This window comes from Variovorax sp. MPBD4-3 (assembly GCF_058809745.1).
The window spans coordinates 1-24,356 of record NZ_JBXASW010000035.1 but is presented as its reverse complement, the minus strand read 5'-3'; the positions used below and the strand labels follow the sequence as shown (position 1 = coordinate 24,356).

Below are 24,356 nucleotides of genomic sequence, written 5' to 3'. Positions count from 1 at the left end.
CAGCCGCAGTCATGGTTCCATTGATCACCACAGTCCGTTAGCCCGAATCGGCAAGTCCGCTGCCCTGGCGGTGGACCGAAACGCGGCGCGGCTTCGTCGGCACGGCAGAATGCGGGCCTGGACGGGGCAAGAACTTGATGAAACTGCATCGTGCAAAACGCGATCAAGCCCACACATGACAGGGAGCTGCTTTCAATGCTGACGGAGACGCTGCAAGACGCAGCTGACTCATTCAAGGTGTCGGTGCAGGAAGCGGCCGCCGGCGCTCCCGTGGTTCTTTTCGCGGTGGGCACGGGCGGCCAGCCAGAGCGTCACGCGACTCTCCTCGGTGCCTTGGCCGGGTCTGGCTGCAAGATCGTGGCGCCGCATTTCGAGCGGCTTGCTTCGACCACCCCGAGCGAGGACGAACTGACTCTCCGCGCAAGGCGTCCTTCCCTCGCACTCGACGCATTCACTGAGCCATCGGCGAAGGTGGTGGGAGTGGGGCATTCGATTGGCGCGGCCACCCTCGTTGCCATGGCGGGAGCTCAAATGTGGTTAGCGCCAGGTCGACGCGTCTTTATTGCACCGGACGGTCGCTTGACTCGTCTGGCTCTCTTGGCTCCCCCTACCGGATTCTTCCGCGCGCCCGCAGCGCTTGATGCGGTGCGAGTTCCAGTCCTGACGTGGGTGGGTTCGGCGGACAGCATCACTCCGCCAGTCCAAACCGAATGGATGGCGAGTGCCATGCGCGCTTCGATTGCCGTGGACGTCCGCGTCACGGAAGGAGCAGGTCACTTTTCATTCATGGACATTCCCCCGCCGCATACCACGGAGCCACTGCCCGACAAGAATGCGTTTCTCCAGGCGTATTCGCGCGAGATTTGCAAGTTCTTGATCGGCTGAAGCGCGGAAAAAATCGCGCGGCAACTTTGGTGCGAGGGAACAATGGTCGCCACGGGGCGGCCATCTCGGTCGTGGACCTGATATCTGGAGTGACCCCCGTCTTCTGCAGCTTGTGATTCGAATCACACTTCGGAGTCGATAGAGGTCCGCAGCCGCTGCTTTACTTCCTCGCGTCCGTCATATTTCGCCCAAGCGGGCGTGAATGCAATATCGTTCGGGCTTTACCCGCGAATGAAAGTTGCGTGATGTTCCGTGCCGACTTTCATCCAGGCAAATCAACCATATCTCGGCGCGACATTGACCCCGATGCGTCAGTGCTGGGTCAGATGGCGTCCAACAGACAGCGCATCATCGTGTGGTCCACGTTCGGCGTTGTGGCCACGCTCGCGGTGCTATGCGCATTTCTGATTGCCGACGAACAACGCACGATACGCGCGGCCGCGGCGGCCGTCATCTCCAAACCGCTGGAGAGGGTTGCCGAAGTCAATGCGGCGTTCGCGGAACTGCGCGCCCTGAATGCCCAACCATGCTCCGCGACGCATCTTGAAGCACTGCGGTCCATCGCCTTTCGATCCGCGATCATTCGCGACGTCGTCTACCAGGGCGACAACGCCGGCCCGCGGTGCAACGGCAACATTGGCGCCGCCGCTTCCAGCCTTCCTTCCGACAGTCCCGATTTCACGACCGAGACAGGCCGCCGGATATGGCGCAATGTCGACCTGCCGCTATCGCCCGGCGTCAAATCCACCCTCGTCAAGGAAGGCGCCTACGAGCTCCTCGTCGCGCCGGAGAAGCAGACGGCGACGGTGGAGGATGGCCGCTACGCGTTGAGTGTCGTGTTGTTGAACAGCGCAACCGGCACGATGCTCGTCGTGCGTGGCGCAGATCCAGGCATCGCGCAACCGTTGTTCATCTCGGGCTCCACGTACTGGCTTCGGGGTGACATCATTTCAGTCGCGTGCCTGCCTGGGCAGGTCACCTGCTATGTGCTGAAGGCGCGCGGGTTGGCTGTCCTGATGAGCAACCTGATGCTGCTCATCTTCACGGGAATTCTTGCCGGCATCGGTGTGGCGTTCGGCATCGCATCCTGGTCCGCTCGCGGATACAGAATGCGCACCATCGACGCGCTGCTGCGCGAGGCGGTTGCCAAAAAAGAGCTGTTCATGCACTACCAGCCGATCGTGGACAACCGGACCGGCGAAACGGTGTCAGCGGAGGCGTTGATGCGATGGACCCTGAAGAGCGGGGAAAGCGTCCCACCTGCAGTGTTCATCCCCATCGCCGAAGCGAATGACCTGATCGGCAAGTTGACTCTGCTGGCGCTCCAGCGGGTCTCCGAGGACTTTGGCGATTTCCTTCGCACCCACAAGAACTTCAAGATCAGCGTGAACGTCGTTCCCGCGGACATGATGGACAGCAGCTTCCATCAGTCGCTGCAGCATCACTTTGAAGAAGCCGGCATCGCGCCGACGCAATTGGCCTTTGAACTCACAGAGAGGACTTCCGCAAGGCTCGAATCCGCAGTGACCGTGATGCTGGAGCTGGGCGGTCGGGGCCACGAAATCTACATCGATGATTTCGGCACGGGGTACGCCAACCTGTCCTACCTCAGCGACCTGAAGGTCGACAAGATCAAGCTGGACAAGAAATTCACCGACACCGTGGGCACGGGCACGTTGAGGGAGAGAATTGTCCCATCCGTGATTGAGCTGGCCAGAGAACTGGGTGTGGAAATCATCGTCGAGGGCGTCGAGAGCAACGCACAGGTCGAGTACTTCCGAGACCGCGGCGTGCACCTGATGCAGGGCTGGTTCTACGCTCGCCCGCTGCCCGCGGAGGCGCTTATTCGCACGCTGGAGGCCGCCCAGGCGCATAGCAATGCTTCGCCATGGGCTGGACAATTCAGAAGATTCGCCGAGGTGTGTTGTGGAGAGGAATCTTGAAGACAATCAGGGCAGCGCTTGTTGATCGAGACCCGAGTCGCAGAGATCAACTGAGTTCGCTTCTTCGGCGGATCGGTCCCTCCGTGCATGAGTTTCAGGATTCCAACGAATTCCTGGAGCGGCTCGCGGAAAATCACGAGTTCGATGTGCTGGTGATGACTGTCAAGCGCCATTCGGAGTGGCTCGGCGTCTCGGGCATTTGTCGGGCAAAGGATGTTCCGGTCCTCCTCTGCCTGGATGAAATGCAATGGCGATCGCTTCCGCGCAACGCCGATTTCTTCGGGGCCAGCGTCATCGGCATCGCGAGGTTGAGCGAGGACGAGCTTGAATGGAGGATTGAAGCACTCCTGCACCGGTCCGGTTTTCGTGCAGTGCGCAGCGATGCCGAGCGGGAAGTCAGTTGGGGCGACTATCGCTTTGTGATGGACGGCCGCCATGTGGTGATTCACAAGAACCTTGAAATTCAGCTTCAACCGCTTCAGTTCGACCTGGCCATGGCTCTCTTCGGCAACATCGGCCACGTGGTGTCGCGGGAACTGCTCATGGGCTCGTTGTGGAACGGTTCCACGCAAAGCAGCCGCTCCCGGGCGCTGGATGTATGTGTCGCGAGGTTGCGAACCCGCCTGGCCTTGCGCAAGGAAAACGGATTCTTGCTGGTACCGGTTTACGGACGTGGCTACCAGCTGCTGGCCGCCGCGTCCGCGGATGCGGTTTCCGCCGAGGCCGGTCCGCAGGCTCTTGTGCATGGAAACGCAGTCGTGGAATCCGACGCCCCGGTGATGCAAGCAGTGAATGGCGGCTCCTAGGGGGCGTTTGCCGCTGGGGGTGCCGGCGGCTCCTGGCGGTGTACAGTTGGCCCCCGGCCGCCACTTGCGCAGTTCCTCGAGGTTGCGCCTGGCGGCGGGCCCGACCGAACCCCGTCTCCAGCAGGCTTGAGCGGCGGGCATGCGGTAACGGCAGGAAACGCCACCGCGGACCGCGTGCGGATCGGGTAGCGTCCGGGGTGTTCCACCGGTTGGCGAACTTGCGCGGCGATTCCTGGTCTGCCAAGCACCCCCGAATCGCCACATCCGCCAGAATCGCCGTTCAGCTCCTACACGCACATGCAATTCAAGACTCCTTCCGTCCTCCCGCTCGCCTTCGCAATCGCCACGGGCGCCCTGATTTCCGCCGCACCCGCTTTCGCGGCCTCCCATGCCGCCAAGCCTGCAGCCCAGAAGAAGCCCGCTGCCACCGCGCCCGCCGCCGCACCGGCGGCCGGGCAAACGGCCGTTGCCGGCGGCCCGCCGGCGCTGCCGGCCAAGGCGTGGTTGCTGATGGACTTCGATTCCGGCGAGGTGCTGGCCTCGGCCAACCCCGACGAGCCGCTGCCGCCGGCGTCGCTGACCAAGATGATGACCAGCTTCCTGGTCGAACAGGCACTCCGGTCCGGCAAGCTCAAGAAGGACGATCTGGTGTCGGTCAGCCAGAACGCCTGGTGCCGTGGCTCGAGCACAGAGTCCTGCATGTACCTGCCGCTGAACAGCCAGGCTACCGTGATCGACATCCTGCGCGGCATCATCGTGCAGTCCGGCAATGACGCGTCCAAGGCGATCGCCGAGCACATGGCCGGCACCGAGGAGGGCTTCGCCAAACTCATGAATGCGGAAGCCCAGCGCCTGGGCATGACGCACACGCATTTCGTGAACTCCACGGGCCTGCCCGATCCCGATCACAAGTCGTCCGCGCGCGACCTTGCGATCCTGGCGCGCGCGATCATCCGCGACAGCTCGGAGTACTACCCGATCTACGCGGAGCGCGAGTTCAAGTACAACGGCATCAAGCAGGGCAACCGCAATGCGCTGCTCTATACCGACCCCACGGTCGACGGCCTGAAGACCGGGCACACCCAGGAGGCGGGCTACTGCCTCGTGACTTCCTCCAAGCGCAATGGCATGCGCCTGATCACCGTGATCCTCAACACCAACAGCGCGCAGGCACGTGCCGACGAGACCCGCGCGCTGCTCGGATGGGGATACGGCAACTTCGAGAAGGCCACCCCCATCCAGCCCAACGCCGTGGTCACGACGACCAACGTCCGCTTCGGCAAGGCCGATACGGTTGCCGCGGGGCTTGGAGCACCCTGGACGGTGACGGTGCCGCGCGGCCAGAAAGTGAACACCTCCGTGCAGATCAACCCGAAGCTGGAGGCACCTGTGGCCAAGGGCGCGGTGATCGGCAAGGTCGTCGCGGAGTCGAACGGCAAGGCGGTGGGCGAGGCGCCGCTGGTCGCGCAGGCCGACGTGGAGCGCGCGGGCTTCATGCTGCGCACGTGGCAGCGTGTGGCCGGGTTATTCGGCAAGTGACGTTCGGATGCTGCGTGCCGTCGAATTGGGCACGCACCGCATCCGCTGCGCCGAAGCGCGGCTACGGTATTCAGCGTTTCGGTGAAGGCTGGTCCGCTGAAGCAGGCTCCTGGCCGAGCTGTTCTGCGAGCCCGACGATGATGCCCTCGGGCCCGCGAACATAGGCGAGCCGGTACGACTCCTCGTACTGCATCCGGCCGATGAGTCCCGCGCCTTGGGCTTGCATCCGCGCAACGACACCGTCGAGGTCATCGACGGCAAACATGATGCGGCGCAGACCCAGCGCGTTCACCGGTGCGTCCACCGGCCCGAACCTGACCGCGGCTGGCGTGTGGAACTTGTCCAGCTCGATGCGCTGGCCGTCCGGCGTCCGCAGCATCGCGAGCGTGGCTCGGACGTCTCCGAGCCCTATGAGGCTCCCGACAGCGGGCCCTTCGACCGTTGTCTGGCCCTCGAATTCGAGTCCCAGTTCGACAAAGAACGCCTTCACCGCTTCGAGATCGTCGACGACGATCAGGATGTTGTCCATTCGCTTGATTGACATGTCCTTCGGCTCCTCGTTGATATCAGGCCGAGCAGCAGATCAGCTCCGGGCCGGCCGCTTTGCTGCCTCGCTGCGCGCCAGCCACAGGCCGCTCGCAATGATCAATGCGCCGCCGCCCAGCGTCCATGCATCGGGCGCGGCCTGCCAGAACAGCCAGTCCAGCATCAACCCCCAGGCGAGGGCGCTGTATTCGAAGGGCGCGATGGCGGCGGCCTGGCCGTGGCGGAAGGCCTCGGCGATGGCCAGCTGGCCCAGAAAGCCGCTGATGGCCAGACCCGCGAGCACCCACGCGTGCCCGGCCTGGATGGGCACCCATTGCGGTGCGGACAAAAGGCTGCCGCCCACGGCCATGCCTGCCGTGGCCCAGAAGACCAGCGCGGCGCTCGACTCGGTACGGCTCACGAGCCGGCCCAGCATGTTCGACAGCGCATAGCAGACGGCGGCCACCAGCACCGCCAGGGCGCCCGTCGAGAGAAACGCGCCCTGCTCGGGGCGCAGCGCGATCACGACACCGACGAAGCCCAGCCCGATGGCGGTCCAGTGCCGCGGCTGCACCGACTCGCCCAGCATCGGCACGGCGATGAGCACCATCAGCAGCGGAGCGATGAAGGTGAGCGTGTAGGCCTCGGCCAGGCCCAGCGTCTTCAGCCCGTGGACGAAGAGCACGAGCATCGCCATGTTCAGCACGGTGCGCAGCAGGTGCAGGCGCCAACGCAGCCGGCGGTTGAAGACGCCGGCCGCCTCGCGCCGCCACGCGATGTACAGGCACACCAGGGGCAGGGCCGTGAGACCGCGCAGCGCCATCACCTGCACTGGCGGGTAGTGGCCGGCGAGGTTCTTCAGCAGCGCGTCCATGCAGGCAAAGAAGGCGCAAGCCAGCAGCATCGCGGCGATGCCGCGCAGGGTTCCGGTCGGGTACATGGTCGGGTTGTCGTGCGGCAGCGGTGTCAGACCCGCAGGTCCAGCCCTTTCCACGCCTCGAACACCTCCATTTGCTTTTGCAGCCAATCCACGGGCACCGAGTTCGTTCCCCAGTGGTTGAGCCGCCCGGCCGCCTCGCCAAGGTTCCACAGGTGGCGAAGCTGCATGAACAGCGGCAATGCCGCCAGGTCGCGGTCGCTGACTTCGCCGCCGCCCGCGCGGTATCCGCGCAGGTAGTGCATCCAGCGCTCGCGCAGCACGTCGTCCGGTGCCTTGAGGTTCTTGCGAAACAGATACGACCAGGGCAGCACGCACAGGTCGTAGGCCAGGAAGCCCGGGCCGGCATCGTCGAAATCGAAGAACACCGTCCTGCGGATGCCGTCCGCGTCGGTGTTCACATGGTTGTTGAAGCCGTGCGTGTCGCCGTGGCAGACGACGCGCGTCAGCCCGGGCTCGACTTCGGCCAGTTCTTCAAGCAGGCGCTGCACCAGGAGGCGGTAAGCCTGCAGCAGCTGCGCGCCGATCTCCGGATACACCTGCAGGTAGCCCAGGGTCCGCCCGGCCAGGTGGTGGCCGTCCAGCGTATAGCGGCTGCGTGGACCGGCGTAGTCGCGTGCCGCCCCGTGGATGCGGGCCAGCATGCACCCGGTCAGCTCGATTTCTTCCAGCGTCTCGGGAATCGCGCCTTCGGCATTCCGGAACAGGGCCAGCGCGCGCGGTCCTTCGGGGAATTGCAGCTGTACGCAGGCGCGCCCGTCCGCCGCCGGCACGGCCGCGGCAACCCCGACCCCTTTGGACTGCAGGTGTGCCAGCAGCGCAATTTCGAAATGCGCATTGAAGCCGCCGCGCGGGCGGATCGAGTACAGGCGCGCCACGTAACGGATGCCGTCCGCCGAAAGCAGCGCGTAGTTGTCATTCAGGCCGCGGCGAATCAGGTGGCACTGCTGCACCGGGATGCCGTGGTGGTGCGAGACCCAGTGTGCGACGGACGATGGGGCCGCGGTCGTGTGAGTAGGAACGAGAGCGGGGTCGTGGGGGCAGGCATCGTGCATGAGCCATTTTCCGCCAAGGGCGCGCTCGCCCGGGCGGCGGATCCGGACGAGGCGCTAGCCGGCATGCTGCTTGAGCACGCGCGGGTCGATCGGAGGCGCCTGCCACAGCTGCACGAGATAGCGGTCCTGCCCCTGCAGCCCATCCTCCGACAGGGAATTCAGGCCTGAACACGACAGCCTCACCCGGTAGGTGCCGGGCTCGATGTCGAAGCGGGCCGCGTCCGGAAGATAGTCCGTGCAGCCCGCCACGACCAATGGGCCGGTCTCCATCACCAGCGAACCTTCGGCCACATGATCGAACGGGGCGAGGTCACCCGCAGGCTCCGCGTCCAGGAACTCGAGCGTCACCGGCACACGCATGTTGCGGACGGTGCCAAGGCCGACCATGCCCGATGAGGTGGCGAGCATGCGCTCCACGGCCGGGTCATCCCAGGCATCCGACAGATCGCCCTGCGCCGTCTCGTCCTGCAGGTAGAACTGAAAGTAGTCCGCGAAGATTTCGAGCTGGTGGGATTGCATGCTGTTGTTCCGGAGTTGAGGGCGCGAAGTGCGTCTGCCTGACTGCACCGGAAGCGTACGCCACAACCGGGGGCTGCGGCCGTCCACGGGCATCGCGCCGAAGTGCCGCAGTTGGCTCAGGCTTTGTCCGACTTGCCCGCCGCATTGGCGAACTTGCTGAGCAGGCGGTCGCCCATCCGCGGACGGGCGTCCCGGTCTTCCGCCGCTTCCTTGCGGCGGATCGCGTCGCGCACGACGATGGAGCCGATGTAGCGGATCGGCTCCGGCGGAAACAGCCCGAGCGGTCCCCGCAACAGCGGGCTCCGAGTCCAGGCGTTGTCCTCGTCCAGCAGCAGCGACGACAGGATCTGCCCGCCCATGTAGGTGGGCCCTACGCCGTTGCCCGAATAGCCGAAGCCGTAGTAGATGTGCGGCGTGCCATTGAGCCTGCCGAAGAAAGGAAAGCCGGTCACCGAACGGTCCGAGGGGCCGTTCCAGCTGGCGGTCACGGGCACCTGGCGCAGCGAGGGAAAGAAGTCGCCCAGCGCGCGCGTCAGGTCGGCCTCGTAAGGCGAGCGCTGGTCGAACACCGGCGCGATGCGCCCGCCCCAGGCGAAGGTGTTGCCGCCCTTGCCCAGCATCAGCCGCCCATCGACGGTGGTGCGGTAGTAGTAGACGAAGGTGCGCGAGTCGAGCACCGACACACCATCGACGAGGCCGGTCGCGCGAAGCAGGTCGGGGCATTTCTCGGTGATGACCATGTCGCTCGAGACGATGGCGATGCTGCGTTCGAAGCAGGGCAGGGCACTGGCCATCCAGGCGTTCATCGCGAGCACCAGCTTCGGCGCTTCGATGCTGCCGGCAGGTGTGCGCACCGTGACCGGATGGCCCTGCGTGAAGTCGACCATCGGACTGCGCTCGTAGATGCGGATGCCCATGCGCAGCGCCACGCGGCGCAGCCCGCGCACCAGCTTTCCCGGATGCACGGTCGCCGCGATGGGCGAGAACACGCCGGCGAGGTTGCGTGCGGAGCCCGAGCGGCGCGCCACCTCTTCCGGCGGCAGGTGGTGGTAGGAGTGGATGCCGCAGTCCTCCAGCCCCTTCATCACCGGGTCGAGCGCGCCGACCTGGGCCTGCGAGGTGGCGGTGTAGAGCGTGCCGTCCTGCCGCAACTCGGCATCGATGCCCTGTGCGCGGCAGAAGTCCGCGATGTGCTGCACCGCGGCTTCCGAGGCCCTCACGAGGCGGATCGCCTCGGCTTCGCCGAACAGCCGGCGCAGCGTGAAGAACTTGGCCGACCAGGTGAGCAGGCAGCCACCGTTGCGGCCGCTGGCGCCCGAGCCGCAGAGGTCGCTCTCGACGATCGCGATGTCCAGTGCGGGGTTGCGCTGCTTTGCCTGGATGGCGGTCCACAGGCCCGTGAAGCCGCCGCCGACGATGCACACGTCGGCGCGCTGCATACCCTGCAGCGCGGGGGCGAGATCACCGTCGTTGAAAAGGGCCTGTTCGATCCAGAAGGGGCGCATGTCGGCCTCGCAGGTTGTCAGGGCTTGCGCCGCATTTCGTAGGAAAACTCGGACTCGCGCTCGACGACGAACCCGAAGCGCTCGTAGAGCGACTTCGCGGGATTCGCCTTCAGCACGCTGAGCGTGAGGTCGACGCCGGCGCTTGCGGCCTGGTGGACGACCTCTGCCAGCGGCCCGGTGCCGATGCCGCCACCCTGGCAGACGGGCGCCAGCTGGATCTGGATGACGACCCACTCATGCGGATCGCGCGACACCTTGAGCAGGCCGACCGGCATCCCCGCGTGCAGCAAGACCTCGGCGCACTCGAAGCGATGCATCAGCCGCGCCATGTGATGCGCGTCGCTGACCTCGGCACCGGAAGCAATGACGTGGCCGTTCATCGTCTGCTGCCGCAGCGCGAGCAAAAAGGGAATGTCCTGCGTCGTGGCCCGGCGCCTGGTCAGGGCGACCGTTGGCGCCGCGCTCATGCCTGTGCCGCGGCAACGTGTTTGGACGCGATCGCCAGGTGACGCGCGTAGTACGCCAGGTCTGGTGTCCTCGCATCGGCGCACTTGGCCTGGTCGTCCCAGCGCCGGAGGCGGACCGCATCCATTGCATGCGGCAGGGCCTCGAAAGCGCTGGCTTGCGCCGAGTCGAACACGCCGCCCTGCAACTGCAGGCTGCGTTTCGAATCGGGCGACAGCGCTTCGAGGTAGCCGGGCTCCCTGGCGCAGAGGAAGCGCTTGGCATCCACATGCAGGCGGATCGGCTCCAGCGTGGCCGGGCCGAACAACGCGCGAAGAAATGGCAGGCAGCGGTACTGGTGCAGGTCGTCCAGTCCCTGCTGCGTCGGCGTGCCGCCGAAGTCGTGCAGCAGATGCCCCAGGTCATGCAGCAGCGAGGCAGCGATCAGCTCGCTGCCGGCGCCCGCCTGCTCAGCCAGGTGCGCCGACTGCAGCGCATGCTCCAGTTGCGTGACCGGCTCGCCGTCGTACTGCGCGCCGCCCTTGCTTTCGAACAGGCCGACGATGTCGGGAATGCTCAGGCTCATCGTGGTCTACCAGGGCAGCGAATAGGTCTTGCAGTTGGTGAAGCTCTTCATGGCCTCGAGGACGCCTTCCTTGTAGCCCAGGCCCGAGTCCTTGATGCCGCCGAAGGGTGTGAGCTCCAGCCGGTAGCCCGGCACCTCGCGCACATTGACGCTGCCCACGTTCAGCTCGCGGATGAAGCGCGTGATGTAGTCCATGCGGTTGGTGCACACCGCCGAGGACAGGCCGTAGGCCGTGCCGTTGGAGATGCGGATCGCCTCCTCGATGTTCTTGAACCGGATCACCGGCGACACCGGCCCGAAGGTCTCGTGCTTGGCCACCGTCATCTGCGGGTCCACATGGTCGAGCACCGTGGGCGAGTAGAGCGCGCCGCGGCGCTCGTTGCCGCACAGCAGCCTCGCGCCCGCCTTGATGGCCTCGTTGACCACCGACTCGAACTGGATCGCCGCCGCCTCGTCGATCACCGTGCCCATGTCGGTGGCCGGATCCATCGGGTCGCCGTACTTCAGGGCCCTGGTCTTGGCCACCAGCAGTTCGACGAACCGGTCGGCCACCGCCTCGTGCACCAGCATGCGCTTGATGGCTGTGCAGCGCTGGCCCGAATTCTTGTAGGAGCCGCTGGCCGCCAGCGTCGTGGCCTCCTCGATGTCGGCGTCTTCCATCACGATGATCGGATCGTTGCCGCCCAGCTCCAGGATCTGCCGCTTGTAGACCGCCTTGCCCGCGATGTACTTGCCGATGGCCACGCCGCCGGTGAAGGTGACGAGGTCGACGTCGGCGCTCGTGAGCATCTCGTCGGCGATCTCGCGCGGGTCGCCGGTGATCACCGACAGCATCTGCGGCGGCAGTCCCGCCTCGTACAGGATGTCGGCCAGGATGAAGGCGGTGAGCGGGGTCTTCTCGCTGGGCTTGAGCACCATGCGGTTGTTGGTAGCGACGGACGGCGCCACCTTGTGGATCACCTGGTTCAACGGATGGTTGAACGGCGTGATGGCGGTGATCGCGCCCTGCAGCGGCTCACGCAGCGTGTAGACCTTGCGGCTCTTGCCGTGGTGTGTGAGGTCGCAGGAGAACACCTGGCCGTCGTCCACCAGGGCCTGGTTGGCCGCGAACAGCAGCACATCGGAGGCACGTCCCACCTCGTACAGCGAGTCCTTGCGGCACAGGCCTGACTCCATGGTGATGACGCGCGAGATCTCATCCAGGCGCGAGGCGATGATCTCCCCCGCGCGCATCAGGATCTTGTAGCGCTCGTAGCGCGTGAGGGTGGGCTTGTAGTCGCGCGCGATCTTGTAGGCCACCCGCAGGTCCTCGAGCGAGGCCTTGGGCACGGTGGCGATCACTTCGCCGGTGTAGGGGTAGGTGACTTCGATCGTGCAATCGCGATAGACCTTTTCCCCGGCGATGCGCAGCGCTTCCTTGTGGATGGTGCCTGGCTTCAGCATGGCTTGGCTCATGAGGTTCTCCGCAGTTACTGAGCGTGGTTCAAGGCGAGGTCGAGCGCGTCGAAGTTGCGCATCCGGCGCCCGGCGGCGATCCCGGTGACCGGTCGGTTGCAGATCAGCGGCACGCGCTGCTCCGAGACGCCGCCGTGCGAGCGCAGCGGCACTTCGAGGGCCGACAGGTCGTGCCGGCTGGCCGAGGTGCCGATGACCGTGCTTTGCTCGCTGACGACCACGATGTCGCCGATGCGGTCCGGCGGCAGCTCGAATCGCTCGGCGGCTTCCTTGCGCGAGAGCACCAGCTCCATGCCGGGAATGCCCTTGATGCGCTCGATCCAGCCGGGCACGCTTGCCTGCGCAGGCACGTACACGGTGGCGAAGGAGCCGAGCGCACCGTGGTGCACCACGTAGGGGTCGGTGATCGGCAGGATGACCCTTGCCTCGTCCTGGCCGTACCAGCCGTCGAGCACGTCCTGCAGGTAGATGACCTTGGGCGCGCCTTGCGCGTCGTGCTTGTCGTTCATGCCGTGGTCGGCGGTGACCACGATGGTGGCGCCCATTGCATCGAGCTGCGACAGGTAGCCGTCCATCATGGCGTAGAAGGCATTGGCCGCCGGACTGCCCGGAGCGGCCTTGTGCTGCACGTAGTCGGTGGTCGACAGGTACATCAGGTCGGGGCGGCGCGACGCCATCAGCTTCACGCCGGCGGCGAACACGAACTCCGACAGTTCGGCGCTGTAGACCGAGGGCACGGGCATGCCGACCATGTCGAGCACGTTGTCGATGCCGTTCTCCTCCATCGTGACCTGGTCGGACTTCTCGGAGGAAAAGCAGATGCCCTTCATGCGGTGGCCCAGGAGCTTGCGCAGCTTATCCTTGGCGGTGACCACGGCGACCTTGGCGCCTGCGTCGGCAAAGGCGGCGAGCACGGTGCCCGCGCGCAGGTACTTGGGGTCATTCATCATGACTTCCTGGCCGAGTTCGCGGTCGAAGAAGTAGTTGCCGCAGATGCCGTGCACCGCCGGCGGCGCGCCGGTCACGATGGACAGGTTGTTCGGGTTGGTGAACGAGGGCACCACGCAGTCGGCCAGCAGGTCGGCACCGGACTTCCTCATGCGGTCGAAATACGGGGCCACGCCTGCGGCGATGGCTGCGTCCAGGTACGCCGGCTCGCAGCCGTCCACGCACACCACGACGACCGGGCGCGACATCCAGCGGTAGCTGCGGGCGTTGACTTCGAGTGTCTCCTGTGTCATTTCAGACTTCCTTTTGGGGTGGGTTGTTCGGGGCTGCAATGGGAGCGGGATCGGCGCGGCCGAAGGCCTTGTGCATGCGTGCGCGGCTGCCGGCGACGTGCTGGCGCAGCGCCTGTCCGGCGACGTCGGGGTTGCCGCTGGCAATGGCGTCGACGATGGCGCGATGCTCGTCGGCCGAGACGCGCAGGCCGCCGCCGCTGTCGAGCGCGCGCATTCTGAAAAGGTGGAGTTCCTTGACCAGGCGCTTGTAGGTTTCGGTCAGCTTCTTGCTGCCCGCGGTGTCGAGCAGGATCTCGTGGAACTGCAGGTTGAGCTGCGCGTACTGCTCCACGTCCTGCGCCTGGGCGGCCGAGCGCATCGCGTCGAGCATGGCGCGCAGCCGCTCGATGCCATCGGGCTTGATGGCGAGCGCCACGCGCCGGCCGATGACTTCTTCCAGGGCCTCGCGCAATTCATAGATTTCGTCGGCTTCCTCGAATGCGATCTCGCGCACGAAGACGCCGCGGTTCTTTTCGTTGCGCACCAGGCCGGCTTCTTCCAGCGCGCGCAGCGCTTCGCGGATGGGGCCGCGGCTGGTATTGAAGCGCTGCGAGAGCTCGCTTTCGTTGATGCGGCTGCCGACGGGGAGCTCGCCCGTCATGATCAAACGCTCGATCTCCTCCTGCATCAGCATCGGCAGCGAGCTGGACTGGAGGAAGGCGAGGGCGGCGGAGTGATTGCTGGTGACCATGGGGCGTATTTTCCCGATGGATTGAAAACTGTCAACAATTTTTTATTGACAGTCTTCAATCACCAATCTACATTTTGCCCACCGGCGCTTGGTACAGCCCTTGCCGGAGCCCGCCACTCACTCACCTCTTCCAGTGACAGCAAGCCCTCAGGAGAAACAGATGACGATGAAACAAAGCACGCGCCGTCTCACGGCGGTTCTGTGTGCGGCGGCGCTAGGCCTTGCGGCCAGCGGCGCCGCATGGGCGCAAAAGACCTCGCTCCTGGTCTACACGGCGCTCGAAACCGACGCGATGAAGCTCTACAAGGACGCCTTCGAAAAAGCCAATCCCGACATCGAGGTGAAATGGGTGCGCGATTCCACCGGCATCGTCACTGCCAAGCTGCTGGCCGAAAAGGCCAACCCGCAGGCCGACGTGGTCGCCGGCCTGGCCGCCAGCAGCCTCGCGCTGCTGGCCCAGGAGGGCATGCTCCAGGCCTATGAGCCCAAGGGCTTCAATGCGCTCAATCCCGCGTACTCGGACAGCGCCCGCCCGCCGTCCTGGGTCGGCATGGACGTGTGGGCCGCCACCATCTGCTTCAACCGCGTGGAGGCCAAGAAGCTGGGCCTGCCCAAGCCCGAGAGCTGGCAGGACTTGGCCAAGCCCGTCTACAAGGGCGCCATCACCATGCCCCACCCCGCCTCCAGCGGCACCGGCTACCTCGACGTGTCCTCTTGGCTGCAGAACATGGGCGATGCCGAGGGCTGGAAGTACATGGACGCGCTGCACCAGAACATCGCCCAGTACGTGCACTCGGGCTCCAAGCCCTGCAAACAGGCGGGCGCGGGTGAGTTTCCCATCGGCATCTCGTTCGAATTCCGTGCGCACCAGGTCAAGAAGTCCGGTGCGCCCGTGGACCTGATTTTCCCGAAGGAGGGTCTGGGCTGGGACATCGAGGCTACCAGCATCATGAAGACGAGCAAGAAGATGGACCAGGCCAAGCGCTTCGCCGACTGGATGGCCAGCAAGGAGGCCAACCAGATCACCTCCACATGGTGGGCGGTGGTGGCCTACCCCGGCGTCGCATCGAAGCTCGAAGGCATTCCCGACAACTACGAGAAGCTGCTGGCCAGGAACGACCTGAACTGGGCGGCCAAGAACCGCGAGCGAATCCTCGCGGAGTGGAGCAAGCGCTACGAAGGCAAGGCCGAACCGAAATAGGGCCCGCCCCCGGGGCTGCGCGCATCTTCTGTCGCTTCACCAGCCCCCTGCCGGGGCGACACCCGCAGCCCTTCTCACAACCCGCGGCGCCCATCCCTGCGGCGTACGCCAACGACGAGTGCGAAAAATGGATATGACCGATACCAAGTTCATTGCCAGCCCGGTGCCCGCGGGCGCTTGCGCCGCGCTGGAGATCGCGGGCGTTCGCAAGGACTTCGAGTCCTTCAGCGCGCTGCGCGACATCCACCTGCGCGTGAACCCGGGCGAGATGCTGTGCTTTCTCGGGCCCTCGGGCTGCGGCAAGACCACGCTGCTGCGGATCATCGCGGGGCTGGAGAAGCAGACCTCGGGGCAGATCCTGCAGAACGGCAAAGACGTCTCGTGGCTGCCGCCCGAGCGGCGCGACTACGGCATCGTGTTCCAGTCTTACGCCCTCTTTCCCAACCTCACGATCGCCGACAACGTGGGCTACGGGCTGGTCAATTCGCGCGCGCGCAGAGCACAGATCAAGGCGCGCGTCAGTGAATTGCTCACGCTGGTCGGCTTGCCGACCTCCGCGCAAAAGTACCCCAGCCAGCTCTCGGGCGGCCAGCAGCAGCGCGTGGCCCTGGCGCGCGCGCTGGCCACGCGGCCGGGTCTGCTGCTGCTGGACGAGCCGCTGTCGGCGCTCGACGCGCTGGAACGCATCCGCCTGCGTGGCGAGATCCGCCGGCTGCAGAAGCAGGTGGGGATCACCACCATCATGGTCACGCACGACCAGGAAGAGGCGCTCTCGATGGCCGACCGCATCGTGGTCATGAACCACGGCGTGATCGAGCAGGTCGGCACGCCGATGGAAATCTACGAGCAGCCGGCCACGCCCTTCGTGGCCGACTTCGTGGGCAAGGTCAACGTGCTGCGCGCGGTGGCGCTGGGCCAGCAGCGCTTCAAGGTCGGCGACCTGGAGCTGCAGTGCGATGCCTGCGACGGTGCCTTCGCGCCGGGCGACGCGGTCAACCTCTATCTGAGGCCCGAGGACCGCATGGCGGAGAACCTGCGAGAGGACACCGCCAACCGCATGAGCGTGCTGGTGAGCAAGGTCGAGTTCCTGGGCGGCCTGTGCATCGCGGAAGTCACGGCGCAGGCGCTGCACGGCCAGACGCTGGGGCTGCACTTTTCGCTCAACCAGCTGCACGACCTCGACATCCGCGAGGGCAACACCATCGAGATCGCGCTGCGGGCCAACCGCATCCGCGCCTTCGCGGCACCGGCCGCCCGGACGGTCGCATGAACACGCTGGCGCACACTCCCCCCGCGCCCGGCGCGCCCGCCATGACACCGCCCGCAGCCTACCGCCGCACCGGCATGCGCTGGAGCCGTGACGAGATCATCGCGCGCGGCGTGCTGCTTGCGGTGATGGCCATGCTGTTCGTGTTCCTGGTCGCGCCGCTGGTGACCATCCTGGCGCACGCGGTGCAGGACAAGGACGGCCGCTTCGTCGGCCTCGCGCATTTCATCACCTACTTCCAGACGCCCAGCCTGCTGCGCGCGGTCTGGAACTCGGTGTGGGTCGCGGCCGCGGTCGTCGCGATCTCGGTGCCCGCGGCCTTCGTATTTGCCTACGCGCTCACGCGCAGCTGCATGCCGGCCGGGCTCAAGGCCGTTTTCCGGCTGATCGCGCTCATCCCGCTGCTGGCGCCGTCGCTGCTGTCGGCCATCTCGTTCGTGCAGTGGTTCGGCAATCAGGGCGCGCTCAAGTTCCTGCTCGGCGGCGTCTCGATCTACGGGGCGCCCGGCATCATCCTGTCCGAGGTCTACAACACCTTTCCGCACGCGCTGATGATCCTCGTGACCGCCATGTCGCTCACCGACGGTCGGCTGTACGAGGCGGCCAAGGCGCTGCGCACCAGGCCGATGCGCCAGTTCATGACGATCACGCTGCCTTCCTGCAAGTACGGCCTGATCAGCGCGTCGACGGTGGTCTTTACCTACGTGGTGAGCGACTTTGGCGCGCCCAAGGTGATCGGCGGCAATTTCAACGTGCTGTCGGTCGACGTGTTCAAGCAGGTGGTGGGTCAGCACAACTTCTCGATCGGCGCGGTGGTCGGGATGCTGCTGCTGGTGCCTTCAATCGTCTCCTTCGTGATCGACTACGTGGTGCGCCGCAAGCTCAAGGCACAGCTCACTGCCCGCTCGGTGCCCTACAGCCCGAAACCGCGCAAGGTGGCCGACACGCTGCTGCTCATGTTCTGCGCGACGGTATGCGCGCTGTTGCTGGCGATCATCGGCATGGCGGTCTACACCTCCCTGATCACGCTCTGGCCCTACGACCTTTCTTTCACGCTGAAGCACTATCGCTTCGCGCTGCTCGAAAGCGACATGGCGGCCGCCTACACCAACAGCCTCGCCGTCGCCGCGCTCACGGCCGTGGCCGGTTCCTTCATCGTTTTCGTGGGGGCCTATCTGATCGAGAAGACGCGCAATCTGGGAATGATGCGGCCCACGATGCACATGATGGCGGTGCTGTCGATGGCGGTGCCGGGGCTGGTGCTCGGCCTGGGCTATGTGATGTTCTTCAACCATCCGGCCAACCCGCTGGGCTTTCTCTATCAGACGATGACGATCCTGGTCGTCTCGATGATCGTGCACTACTACACCTCGAGCCATCTCACGGCCGTTACCGCGCTCAAGCAGATCGACAACGAATTCGAGGCCGTGTCGGCCTCGCTCAAGGTCCCGTTCATCAAGACCTTCTTCCGCGTGACGGTGCCGGTGTGCCTGCCCGCGATCCTGGACATCGGGCGCTACTTCTTCGTGGTGTCGATGGCGAGCCTGTCTTGCGCCATCTTCCTCTACACGCCCGACACCATCTTGGCTTCGGTCGCGATCATGCACATGGACGACGCGGGGGACATCGGCCCCGCGGCCGCCCTGGCCAGCCTGATCGTCGTCACCTCCGTCGTCGTGTGCATCGTCTATTCGCTGCTCACGCGCGTGCTGCTGACGCGCACGCAGGCCTGGCGCCTTCTGGGGCGCACCTGAGATCGCGTTCCCCCTCGACCTTCCCGCTCTTTACCTGTACGGAGATATCACGATGAGTTCGACCACCAGCCCCATCCTTCTCACGCCGGGCCCGCTCACCACCTCGGACCGCACCCGCAACGCCATGCTGCGCGACTGGGGATCGTGGGACAGCGACTTCAACAAGATCACCGCGCGCATCCGCGAGCGAGTGCTCGACATCGTGCACGGCAAGGGCACGCACGAATGCGTTCCGATGCAGGGCAGCGGCACCTTCTCGGTCGAGGCGGCCGTCGGCACGCTGGTGCCGCGCGATGGGCATGTGCTGGTTCCGAGCAACGGCGCCTACTGCCAGCGCCTTGCCCGGATCTGCCGGGTGCTCGGGCGCAAGGTCACGACCATCGACTACACCGAGGACCGGCAGGTGCAGCCCGACGACGTGGAGCGCGCCCTTGCCGCCGACCCGAGCATCACGCACGTGGCGGTGGTGCACTGCGAGACAGGGGCCGGCGTGCTCAATCCGCTGCATGAAATCGCGCTCGTGGCGGCCAGGCATGGGTGCGGCCTGATCATCGACGCCATGAGCTCCTTCGGTGCCATCGAGATCGATGCGCGCAAGACGCCTTTCGATGCGGTGATCGCGGCCTCCGGCAAGTGCCTGGAAGGTGTTCCGGGCATGGGCTTCGTGGTCGTCAGGCGCAGCACGCTCGAGAAGTGCGAAGGCAACTGCCACTCGCTGAGCATGGACCTGTACGACCAGTGGGTGTACATGGAGAAGACCACGCAGTGGCGCTTCACGCCGCCCACGCACGTGGTCGCCGCGCTCGACGAAGCGATCGCGCAGTACATCGAGGAGGGCGGCCTCGCGGCCCGGGGCGGGCGCTACGCGCGAAATTGCAAGGCGCTGGTCGACGGCCTGGCCGCGCTCGGGCTGCGCAGTTTTCTCGATCAATCGATCCAGGCGCCGATCATCGTCACGTTCCATGCGCCCGACGACGCGAACTACGACTTCAAGACCTTCTACCAGGAGGTGAAGAAGCGCGGCTACATCCTCTACCCGGGCAAGCTGACCCAGGTCGAGACCTTCCGCGTCGGCTGCATGGGCCACTTCGGCGAAGCGGGCATTCCGGGTGCGGTGGAAGCGATCGGGCAGACGCTCAAGGCGATGGGCATCCGGCAAGGCGAGGGCGTGGTGGCGGCGTGAGCGAGCAGACGCCGCGCAGCGCGGCGACGCGTTGCACGACCGCTTCGCGCGGCGGGCCGGGACCGGGGAGAATCGGGCGTGCCCAAGCCTGCCGTTCCGATCCACCCGACTCACCCGATACCCCTGACCCCCGTGGCGTCCACCGGACTCACGGGCTTCATCCTCACCCGCCACTGGCGAGACACCCCGGGCGGCACGGAGATCGAGTACTGGCTGGCAACGGATGCAGGACCGAGGAAAGTGGTCCTGACCTCCCAGACCTCGGTCGCGTTCGTCGAGACGCGGCACAGGGCCGCGGTGGAAGCGCAGCTTGCGGCCTTGCCGGGACTGCAGCTGCGTGAACTGGAGCTGAAGACCTTCGATCGGAACCCCGTATTCGGCGTCTATGCGAAGCACTTCCGCCAGTTGGGCCGCATGGCGCGCGCCCTGCAGGCGCAGGGCGTGCGGGTGTTCGAAGCCGACGTGCGCCCGCACGACCGCTACCTGATGGAGCGGTTCATCACCGCCGGCGTCCTGGTGGAGGAGGGCCGGGCAGACCGCGCCACCATTTACGACGGCAGGCTCAAGCCCGCGCCTGAATTCCGGCCGATGCTGAAGATGGTGTCGCTGGACATCGAGACGAGCCAGGACGAGGCGCTCTATTCCATCGCGCTGGACGGCACGCAGGAGCGCGTGGTCTTCATGCTGGGCGAGCCGCCGCCGCAGCAGCAGCCGTCGGGTGAGCCCATGGACTTCGCGCTTGTCTATTGCCCGACCCGCAAGGCCATGCTGGAGAAGTTCAATGAATGGCTCGAGCGCAACGACCCGGACGTCGTGATCGGCTGGAACGTCATTCAGTTCGACCTGCGGGTGCTCCAGAAGACCGCCAACGACTGCGGGACGCAGCTCCTGCTGGGGCGGGAGCGTCGGCCCATCGACTGGCGCACCCATCCGGGCAAGCAGGGCTACCTGTTCGCGCCCACGCCCGGGCGGGTGATCATCGATGGCATCGACGCGCTGAAGGCGGCGATGTGGAGCTTTCCGTCCTTCAGCCTCGAGAGCGTCTCGCAGGCGATGCTGGGGGAGGGCAAGGCCATCGGCGACGAATACGACAAGATGGCGGAGATCGAGCGGCGCTATCGGCAAGACAAGCCCGCGCTCGCGCGCTACAACATCCGGGACTGCGAGCTGGTGCTGCGCATCTTCGACAAGGCGAAGCTGCTGCAGTTCGTGATGGAGCGGGCGCACACCACGGGCCTGCAGGCCGATCACTTCGGCGGCTCCATTGCCGCGTTCAGCCACCATTACCTTCCAAGGATGCATCGCCTGGGCTATGTGGCACCGAACGTGGGCGAGATCCCGAGCAAGGCTTTCCCCGGTGGCTACGTGATGGACTCCAAGCCCGGGTTCTACGACTCCGTCGTGGTCCTGGACTACAAGAGCCTCTACCCCTCGATCATCCGGACCTTCCTGGTCGATCCGGTGGGGCTCGTGGAAGGCGCCAATGCCGGCGACCCGGCGATGGTCGTCAAGGGTCCGCAGGGGACCGCCTTCTCGCGTGAGAGGCACTGCCTGCCGGAAATCGTGACCACGCTCTGGCGTGCGCGCGACGAGGCCAAGCGCGCGAGGAACGAGCCGCTGTCCCAGGCGCTGAAGCTGCTCATGAACTCCTTCGCCGGTGTGCTCGGCGCGGCCGACTGCCGCTTCTTCAATCCCCAGCTCGTTTCCGCCGTCACCCTGCGCGGCCACGAGATGATGAAGCTCACGCGCGACTTCGTGGAGCGCCGGGGCTACGAGGCCATCTACGGCGACACCGATTCCATCTTCATCTGGCTCAGGCGCACCCACAGCAACGAGGAAGCGCATGCGGTCGCGGCGGGCCTGGCGCGCGACATCAACGAATGGTGGACGCGCACGCTTCGCGAGGGGCAGGGGCTGGAGAACTTCCTCGAAATCGAATTCGACACCCACTACCGGAAGTTCTTCATGCCCACCATTCGCGGCTCGGAGGTGGGCAGCAAGAAGCGTTATGCCGGCCTCGGCGTGGACGCCGACGGCAAGGAGGAAATGGTCTACCGCGGGCTGGAGATGGCCCGCAGCGACTGGACGCCGCTGGCGCGCCAGTTCCAGGAGGGCCTGCTGTCGCGCATCTTCCAGGGCGAGCCCTACAAGGCGTTCGTGACCGCCTATGCGCAGTCGATGCTCGCCGGCGAGAAGGACGACCTTCTCATCTACAGGAAGCGCCTGCGCCATCGCCTCGACGCCTATCAGGTCAACGTGCCGCCGCAGGTTCGCGCCGCTCGCACAGCGGACGAATACAACGCCCGCATCGGAAGGCCCAGGCAGTATCAGAACGGCGGCTGGATCCGCTATGTCATGACCCGCAACGGGCCGGAGCCGCTGGAAACGCGCCATTCCCGCATCGACTACGAGCACTACCTGAGCAAGCAGCTCCAGCCGATCGCCGACGCCATCCTGCAGCCTTTGGGCGACAGCTTCGCGGCCCTGACGAGCCTGCAGCAGGGCTTGTTCTGACGACTAGGTGCATGTGGTCGCGAATGTTCGCTACCGCACAGACGGACTTTTGCCGGGGACCAGAAACTGCGGCCACTCATGAAGCCCGCGCGCCCTCTCATCCTGGCCTTGAACGGTGGCTCCTCCAGCATCCGGTTCGGTGTGTACCGGATGGGCGGGAGGCCGGCGTGCCAGCTTCAGGGCAAGCTGGACCGCATCGGCGTGGGCGGCTCCACCCTGCGCTTCGCGGGGGCGGACGGCGTGGCGCACGAAGTTGCGCTCAGGGCCGTCAGGGACTACAGCTCGGCCACCAAGGCCGTGCTCGACTGGCTGAGCGCGCGCAAGGTTTTCGACACGCTCGCCGCCGTCGGCTACCGCCTGGTGCACGGCATGGGCCACACCGACCCCGAACTTGTCACGCCCGACCTGCTGGATGACCTGCGCCGCATCCAGTGGGTCGACCCCGACCACCTGCCGGACGAGATCGAGTTGATCGAGGCCGTGCGCAAGCATGTGCCGTCACTGCCGCATGTCGCCTGCTTCGAAACGGCCTTCCACAGCCACATGCCGCTCGTGGCCAGGATGCTGGCCATTCCCCGGCGCCTGGGCGAGAAGGGCGTGCGCCGCTACGGTTTTCATGGCTTGTCGTACGCCTATCTGATGCTGGCGCTGGCGCGCGCTGCTGGTCCGGCTGCCGCGAAGGGGCGGGTGGTTCTCGCGCACTTGGGCAGCGGGGCCAGTCTGGCGGCGGTGAAGGACGGCACGGGCATCGACACCAGCATGGGCTTCACGCCCGCCAGCGGCATGCCCATGGGCACGCGCTCCGGCGACATCGATCCCGGTCTGGCGCTCTATCTTGAAAGAACCGAGCACATGACGCCCGTGCAGTTCGACGCCATGACCAAGGATGCATCGGGGCTGCTCGGCGTCTCGGAGACCAGCTCCGACATTCGCGACCTGCTTGCGCGCGAAGCGGTCGATGAAAGGGCCGCGGATGCGGTGGCCTTGTTCTGCTACCAGGCGAAGAAGTGGGTCGGCGCCTACGCGGCTGCGCTGGGCGGGCTCGACACGCTGGTGTTCTCAGGCGGCATCGGCGAGAACTGCGCGGCGGTGCGGGCGCGCATCTGCGAGGGGCTCGAGTTTCTCGGCGTGCGCCTCGATGCGTCGTGCAACGCCGCCAATGCCGACGTGATTTCCGTTGCCCGCAGCCGCGTCACCGTGCGTGTCATCCGGACGAACGAGGAGTGGATGGTCGCGAGGCTGACCGCCGCCCGCGTGTTCGCAGGCTGCCCGCCGAAGGGCGAAACGCCGGAATGATCGGCTCCGCGAGCCTCGCGCGGATCGGCCTCCACAATGCGCCACCAGGGAATCGGTGTCCGCTCGCTGGCGCGCGAAGACGCCCTGGGCGGTCTCAGAGCGCCGAGGGTTCCTCGCCGCCTTCTTCTGCCTCCGCCAGATCCTCGAGAGCCTGCATCTCGCTCGCCGACAGAGGCTTGCCGATCGGCGCCGCGGCCTTCCCGATCCGGACCGCGGCCATGTCGGCCTCGTTCGGGTATTGCCCGGAAATCCAGTAGTCGAACACCCGGCGCACGATGGGTGCGGCGTGGGCCGCACCGAAGCCTGCGTTCTCGACGATGGCCGCCACCGCAATGGTCGGCGCCTCCGCTGGCGCAAAGGCCATGTAGAGCGCGTGATCGCGTTGTCGTTCTTCGAGTGCCTTGCCGCTGGCGCGCGCCTTCGGCCCGAGGCCGACCGCCTGCGCCGTGCCCGTCTTGCCGGCCGAGGTGTAGGCGGCCCCGGCGAACACGCGGGTGCCCGTGCCGCCCTTCGTGACGGCAACCATCGCATTGCGCACCACTTCGACATGCTTTTGCGCGTAGCCCAGATCCCGCGCCTGCGGCTGCACCTGCTCCACCACCTCTTCGGTGACGGTGTCCTTGATGGCGCGCACCAGGTGCGGCCGATAGTGCATGCCACCGTTTGCCAGCGTGGCGTTGGCGGATGCGAGCTGCAGCATCGTGAAGCTGTTGTAGCCCTGTCCGATGCCCAGCGAGATGGTTTCGCCGGCGTGCCAGGTCTTCATGTCGGGGCGCCGATAAGCGGCACGCTTCCACGCCTTGCTCGGCAGCACGCCACGTGACTCGCCAAGCAGGTCGATGCCGGTGAACTGCCCGAAGCCCAGTGGCGCCATGAACTCGTGGATCAGGTCGACGCCCATCTCGTTGGCCAGCGAGTAGAAATAGGTGTTGCTCGAAAACTGGATGGCGCGGTGCATGTCCACCCCGCCC

At 65.9% G+C, this 24,356-nt stretch carries 21 protein-coding genes; 10 read left to right on the top strand and 11 right to left on the bottom strand.

Annotated features, from left to right (window positions below):
* Positions 1–150: 150 nt before the first annotated feature.
* The 4 genes from AC1RVW_RS19510 (at position 151) to AC1RVW_RS19495 (ending at position 5,173) form a co-directional block, all read left to right on the top strand.
* Positions 151–885, top strand: coding sequence for an alpha/beta hydrolase family protein (locus AC1RVW_RS19510; protein WP_493201895.1), 735 nt, complete (start codon positions 151–153; stop codon positions 883–885).
* 245 nt (positions 886–1,130) lie between these two features.
* A complete protein-coding gene (locus AC1RVW_RS19505) occupies positions 1,131–2,828 on the top strand; it encodes an EAL domain-containing protein (RefSeq protein WP_493201893.1) in 1,698 nt (565 codons plus the stop codon).
* 83 nt (positions 2,829–2,911) lie between these two features.
* A complete protein-coding gene (locus AC1RVW_RS19500) occupies positions 2,912–3,634 on the top strand; it encodes a winged helix-turn-helix domain-containing protein (RefSeq protein ID WP_493201891.1) in 723 nt (240 codons plus the stop codon).
* A 297-nt stretch (positions 3,635–3,931) separates the two neighbouring features.
* A complete protein-coding gene (locus AC1RVW_RS19495; protein WP_081269193.1) occupies positions 3,932–5,173 on the top strand; it encodes a D-alanyl-D-alanine carboxypeptidase family protein in 1,242 nt (413 codons plus the stop codon).
* Between the two features lie 70 nt (positions 5,174–5,243).
* Here AC1RVW_RS19495 and AC1RVW_RS19490 read toward each other — a convergent pair whose 3' ends face one another.
* The 10 genes from AC1RVW_RS19490 to AC1RVW_RS19445 all read right to left on the bottom strand — a co-directional run bounded on the left by AC1RVW_RS19490 (position 5,244) and on the right by AC1RVW_RS19445 (position 14,170).
* Positions 5,244–5,717: a VOC family protein gene (locus tag AC1RVW_RS19490; RefSeq protein WP_106937983.1), complete on the bottom strand. Its 474-nt coding sequence runs from the start codon at positions 5,715–5,717 to the stop codon at positions 5,244–5,246.
* Positions 5,718–5,756: 39 nt separating this feature from the next.
* On the bottom strand, positions 5,757–6,638 hold the full coding sequence (locus AC1RVW_RS19485) for a DMT family transporter (protein WP_493201888.1): 882 nt from the start codon (positions 6,636–6,638) through the stop codon (positions 5,757–5,759).
* A gap of 26 nt (positions 6,639–6,664) precedes the next feature.
* Positions 6,665–7,690: a phosphotransferase enzyme family protein gene (locus AC1RVW_RS19480; protein ID WP_493201886.1), complete on the bottom strand. Its 1,026-nt coding sequence runs from the start codon at positions 7,688–7,690 to the stop codon at positions 6,665–6,667.
* Positions 7,691–7,744: 54 nt separating this feature from the next.
* Positions 7,745–8,209 carry a hypothetical protein gene (locus tag AC1RVW_RS19475; RefSeq protein WP_493201885.1) on the bottom strand — a complete coding sequence of 155 codons (465 nt, stop codon included), beginning with the start codon at positions 8,207–8,209 and terminating at the stop codon, positions 7,745–7,747.
* A gap of 116 nt (positions 8,210–8,325) precedes the next feature.
* Positions 8,326–9,714, bottom strand: coding sequence for an FAD-dependent oxidoreductase (locus AC1RVW_RS19470; RefSeq protein WP_493201883.1), 1,389 nt, complete (start codon positions 9,712–9,714; stop codon positions 8,326–8,328).
* A gap of 17 nt (positions 9,715–9,731) precedes the next feature.
* The gene (locus AC1RVW_RS19465; protein ID WP_493201881.1) at positions 9,732–10,181 is read right to left on the bottom strand and encodes a GNAT family N-acetyltransferase; all 450 of its coding nucleotides are present in this window, start codon (positions 10,179–10,181) and stop codon (positions 9,732–9,734) included.
* Positions 10,178–10,744, bottom strand: coding sequence for a phosphonate degradation HD-domain oxygenase (locus AC1RVW_RS19460; RefSeq protein WP_493201880.1), 567 nt, complete (start codon positions 10,742–10,744; stop codon positions 10,178–10,180). Before AC1RVW_RS19460 ends, AC1RVW_RS19465 begins: the two co-directional genes overlap by 4 nt.
* A 6-nt stretch (positions 10,745–10,750) precedes the next feature.
* Positions 10,751–12,199 carry a phosphonoacetaldehyde dehydrogenase gene (gene phnY, locus AC1RVW_RS19455; protein WP_493201878.1) on the bottom strand — a complete coding sequence of 483 codons (1,449 nt, stop codon included), beginning with the start codon at positions 12,197–12,199 and terminating at the stop codon, positions 10,751–10,753.
* 14 nt (positions 12,200–12,213) lie between these two features.
* The gene (phnA, locus tag AC1RVW_RS19450) at positions 12,214–13,440 is read right to left on the bottom strand and encodes a phosphonoacetate hydrolase (RefSeq protein ID WP_493201876.1); all 1,227 of its coding nucleotides are present in this window, start codon (positions 13,438–13,440) and stop codon (positions 12,214–12,216) included.
* A gap of 1 nt (position 13,441) precedes the next feature.
* A complete protein-coding gene (locus tag AC1RVW_RS19445; protein WP_493201874.1) occupies positions 13,442–14,170 on the bottom strand; it encodes a phosphonate utilization associated transcriptional regulator in 729 nt (242 codons plus the stop codon).
* A 160-nt stretch (positions 14,171–14,330) separates the two neighbouring features.
* Between AC1RVW_RS19445 and AC1RVW_RS19440 the strand changes: the two genes are divergently transcribed.
* From AC1RVW_RS19440 to AC1RVW_RS19415, 6 genes are all read left to right on the top strand, one after another.
* Positions 14,331–15,371 (top strand): putative 2-aminoethylphosphonate ABC transporter substrate-binding protein, encoded by a 1,041-nt coding sequence (locus AC1RVW_RS19440; protein ID WP_106937992.1) that lies wholly within the window; start codon positions 14,331–14,333, stop codon positions 15,369–15,371.
* A 127-nt stretch (positions 15,372–15,498) separates the two neighbouring features.
* Positions 15,499–16,641 (top strand): putative 2-aminoethylphosphonate ABC transporter ATP-binding protein, encoded by a 1,143-nt coding sequence (locus tag AC1RVW_RS19435; RefSeq protein WP_493201871.1) that lies wholly within the window; start codon positions 15,499–15,501, stop codon positions 16,639–16,641.
* Between the two features lie 41 nt (positions 16,642–16,682).
* Positions 16,683–18,392, top strand: coding sequence for a putative 2-aminoethylphosphonate ABC transporter permease subunit (locus AC1RVW_RS19430; RefSeq protein WP_493201869.1), 1,710 nt, complete (start codon positions 16,683–16,685; stop codon positions 18,390–18,392).
* 52 nt (positions 18,393–18,444) lie between these two features.
* On the top strand, positions 18,445–19,575 hold the full coding sequence (locus tag AC1RVW_RS19425) for a 2-aminoethylphosphonate--pyruvate transaminase (protein ID WP_493201867.1): 1,131 nt from the start codon (positions 18,445–18,447) through the stop codon (positions 19,573–19,575).
* Positions 19,576–19,707: 132 nt separating this feature from the next.
* Positions 19,708–22,089: a DNA polymerase II gene (locus AC1RVW_RS19420; RefSeq protein ID WP_493201865.1), complete on the top strand. Its 2,382-nt coding sequence runs from the start codon at positions 19,708–19,710 to the stop codon at positions 22,087–22,089.
* Positions 22,090–22,167: 78 nt separating this feature from the next.
* A complete protein-coding gene (locus AC1RVW_RS19415) occupies positions 22,168–23,385 on the top strand; it encodes an acetate/propionate family kinase (RefSeq protein WP_493201863.1) in 1,218 nt (405 codons plus the stop codon).
* Positions 23,386–23,479: 94 nt separating this feature from the next.
* On the opposite strand, the gene AC1RVW_RS19410 is transcribed toward AC1RVW_RS19415, so the two are convergent.
* A partial coding sequence (locus AC1RVW_RS19410; RefSeq protein ID WP_493201861.1) for a penicillin-binding transpeptidase domain-containing protein occupies positions 23,480–24,356 on the bottom strand: 877 nt, incomplete at its 5' end.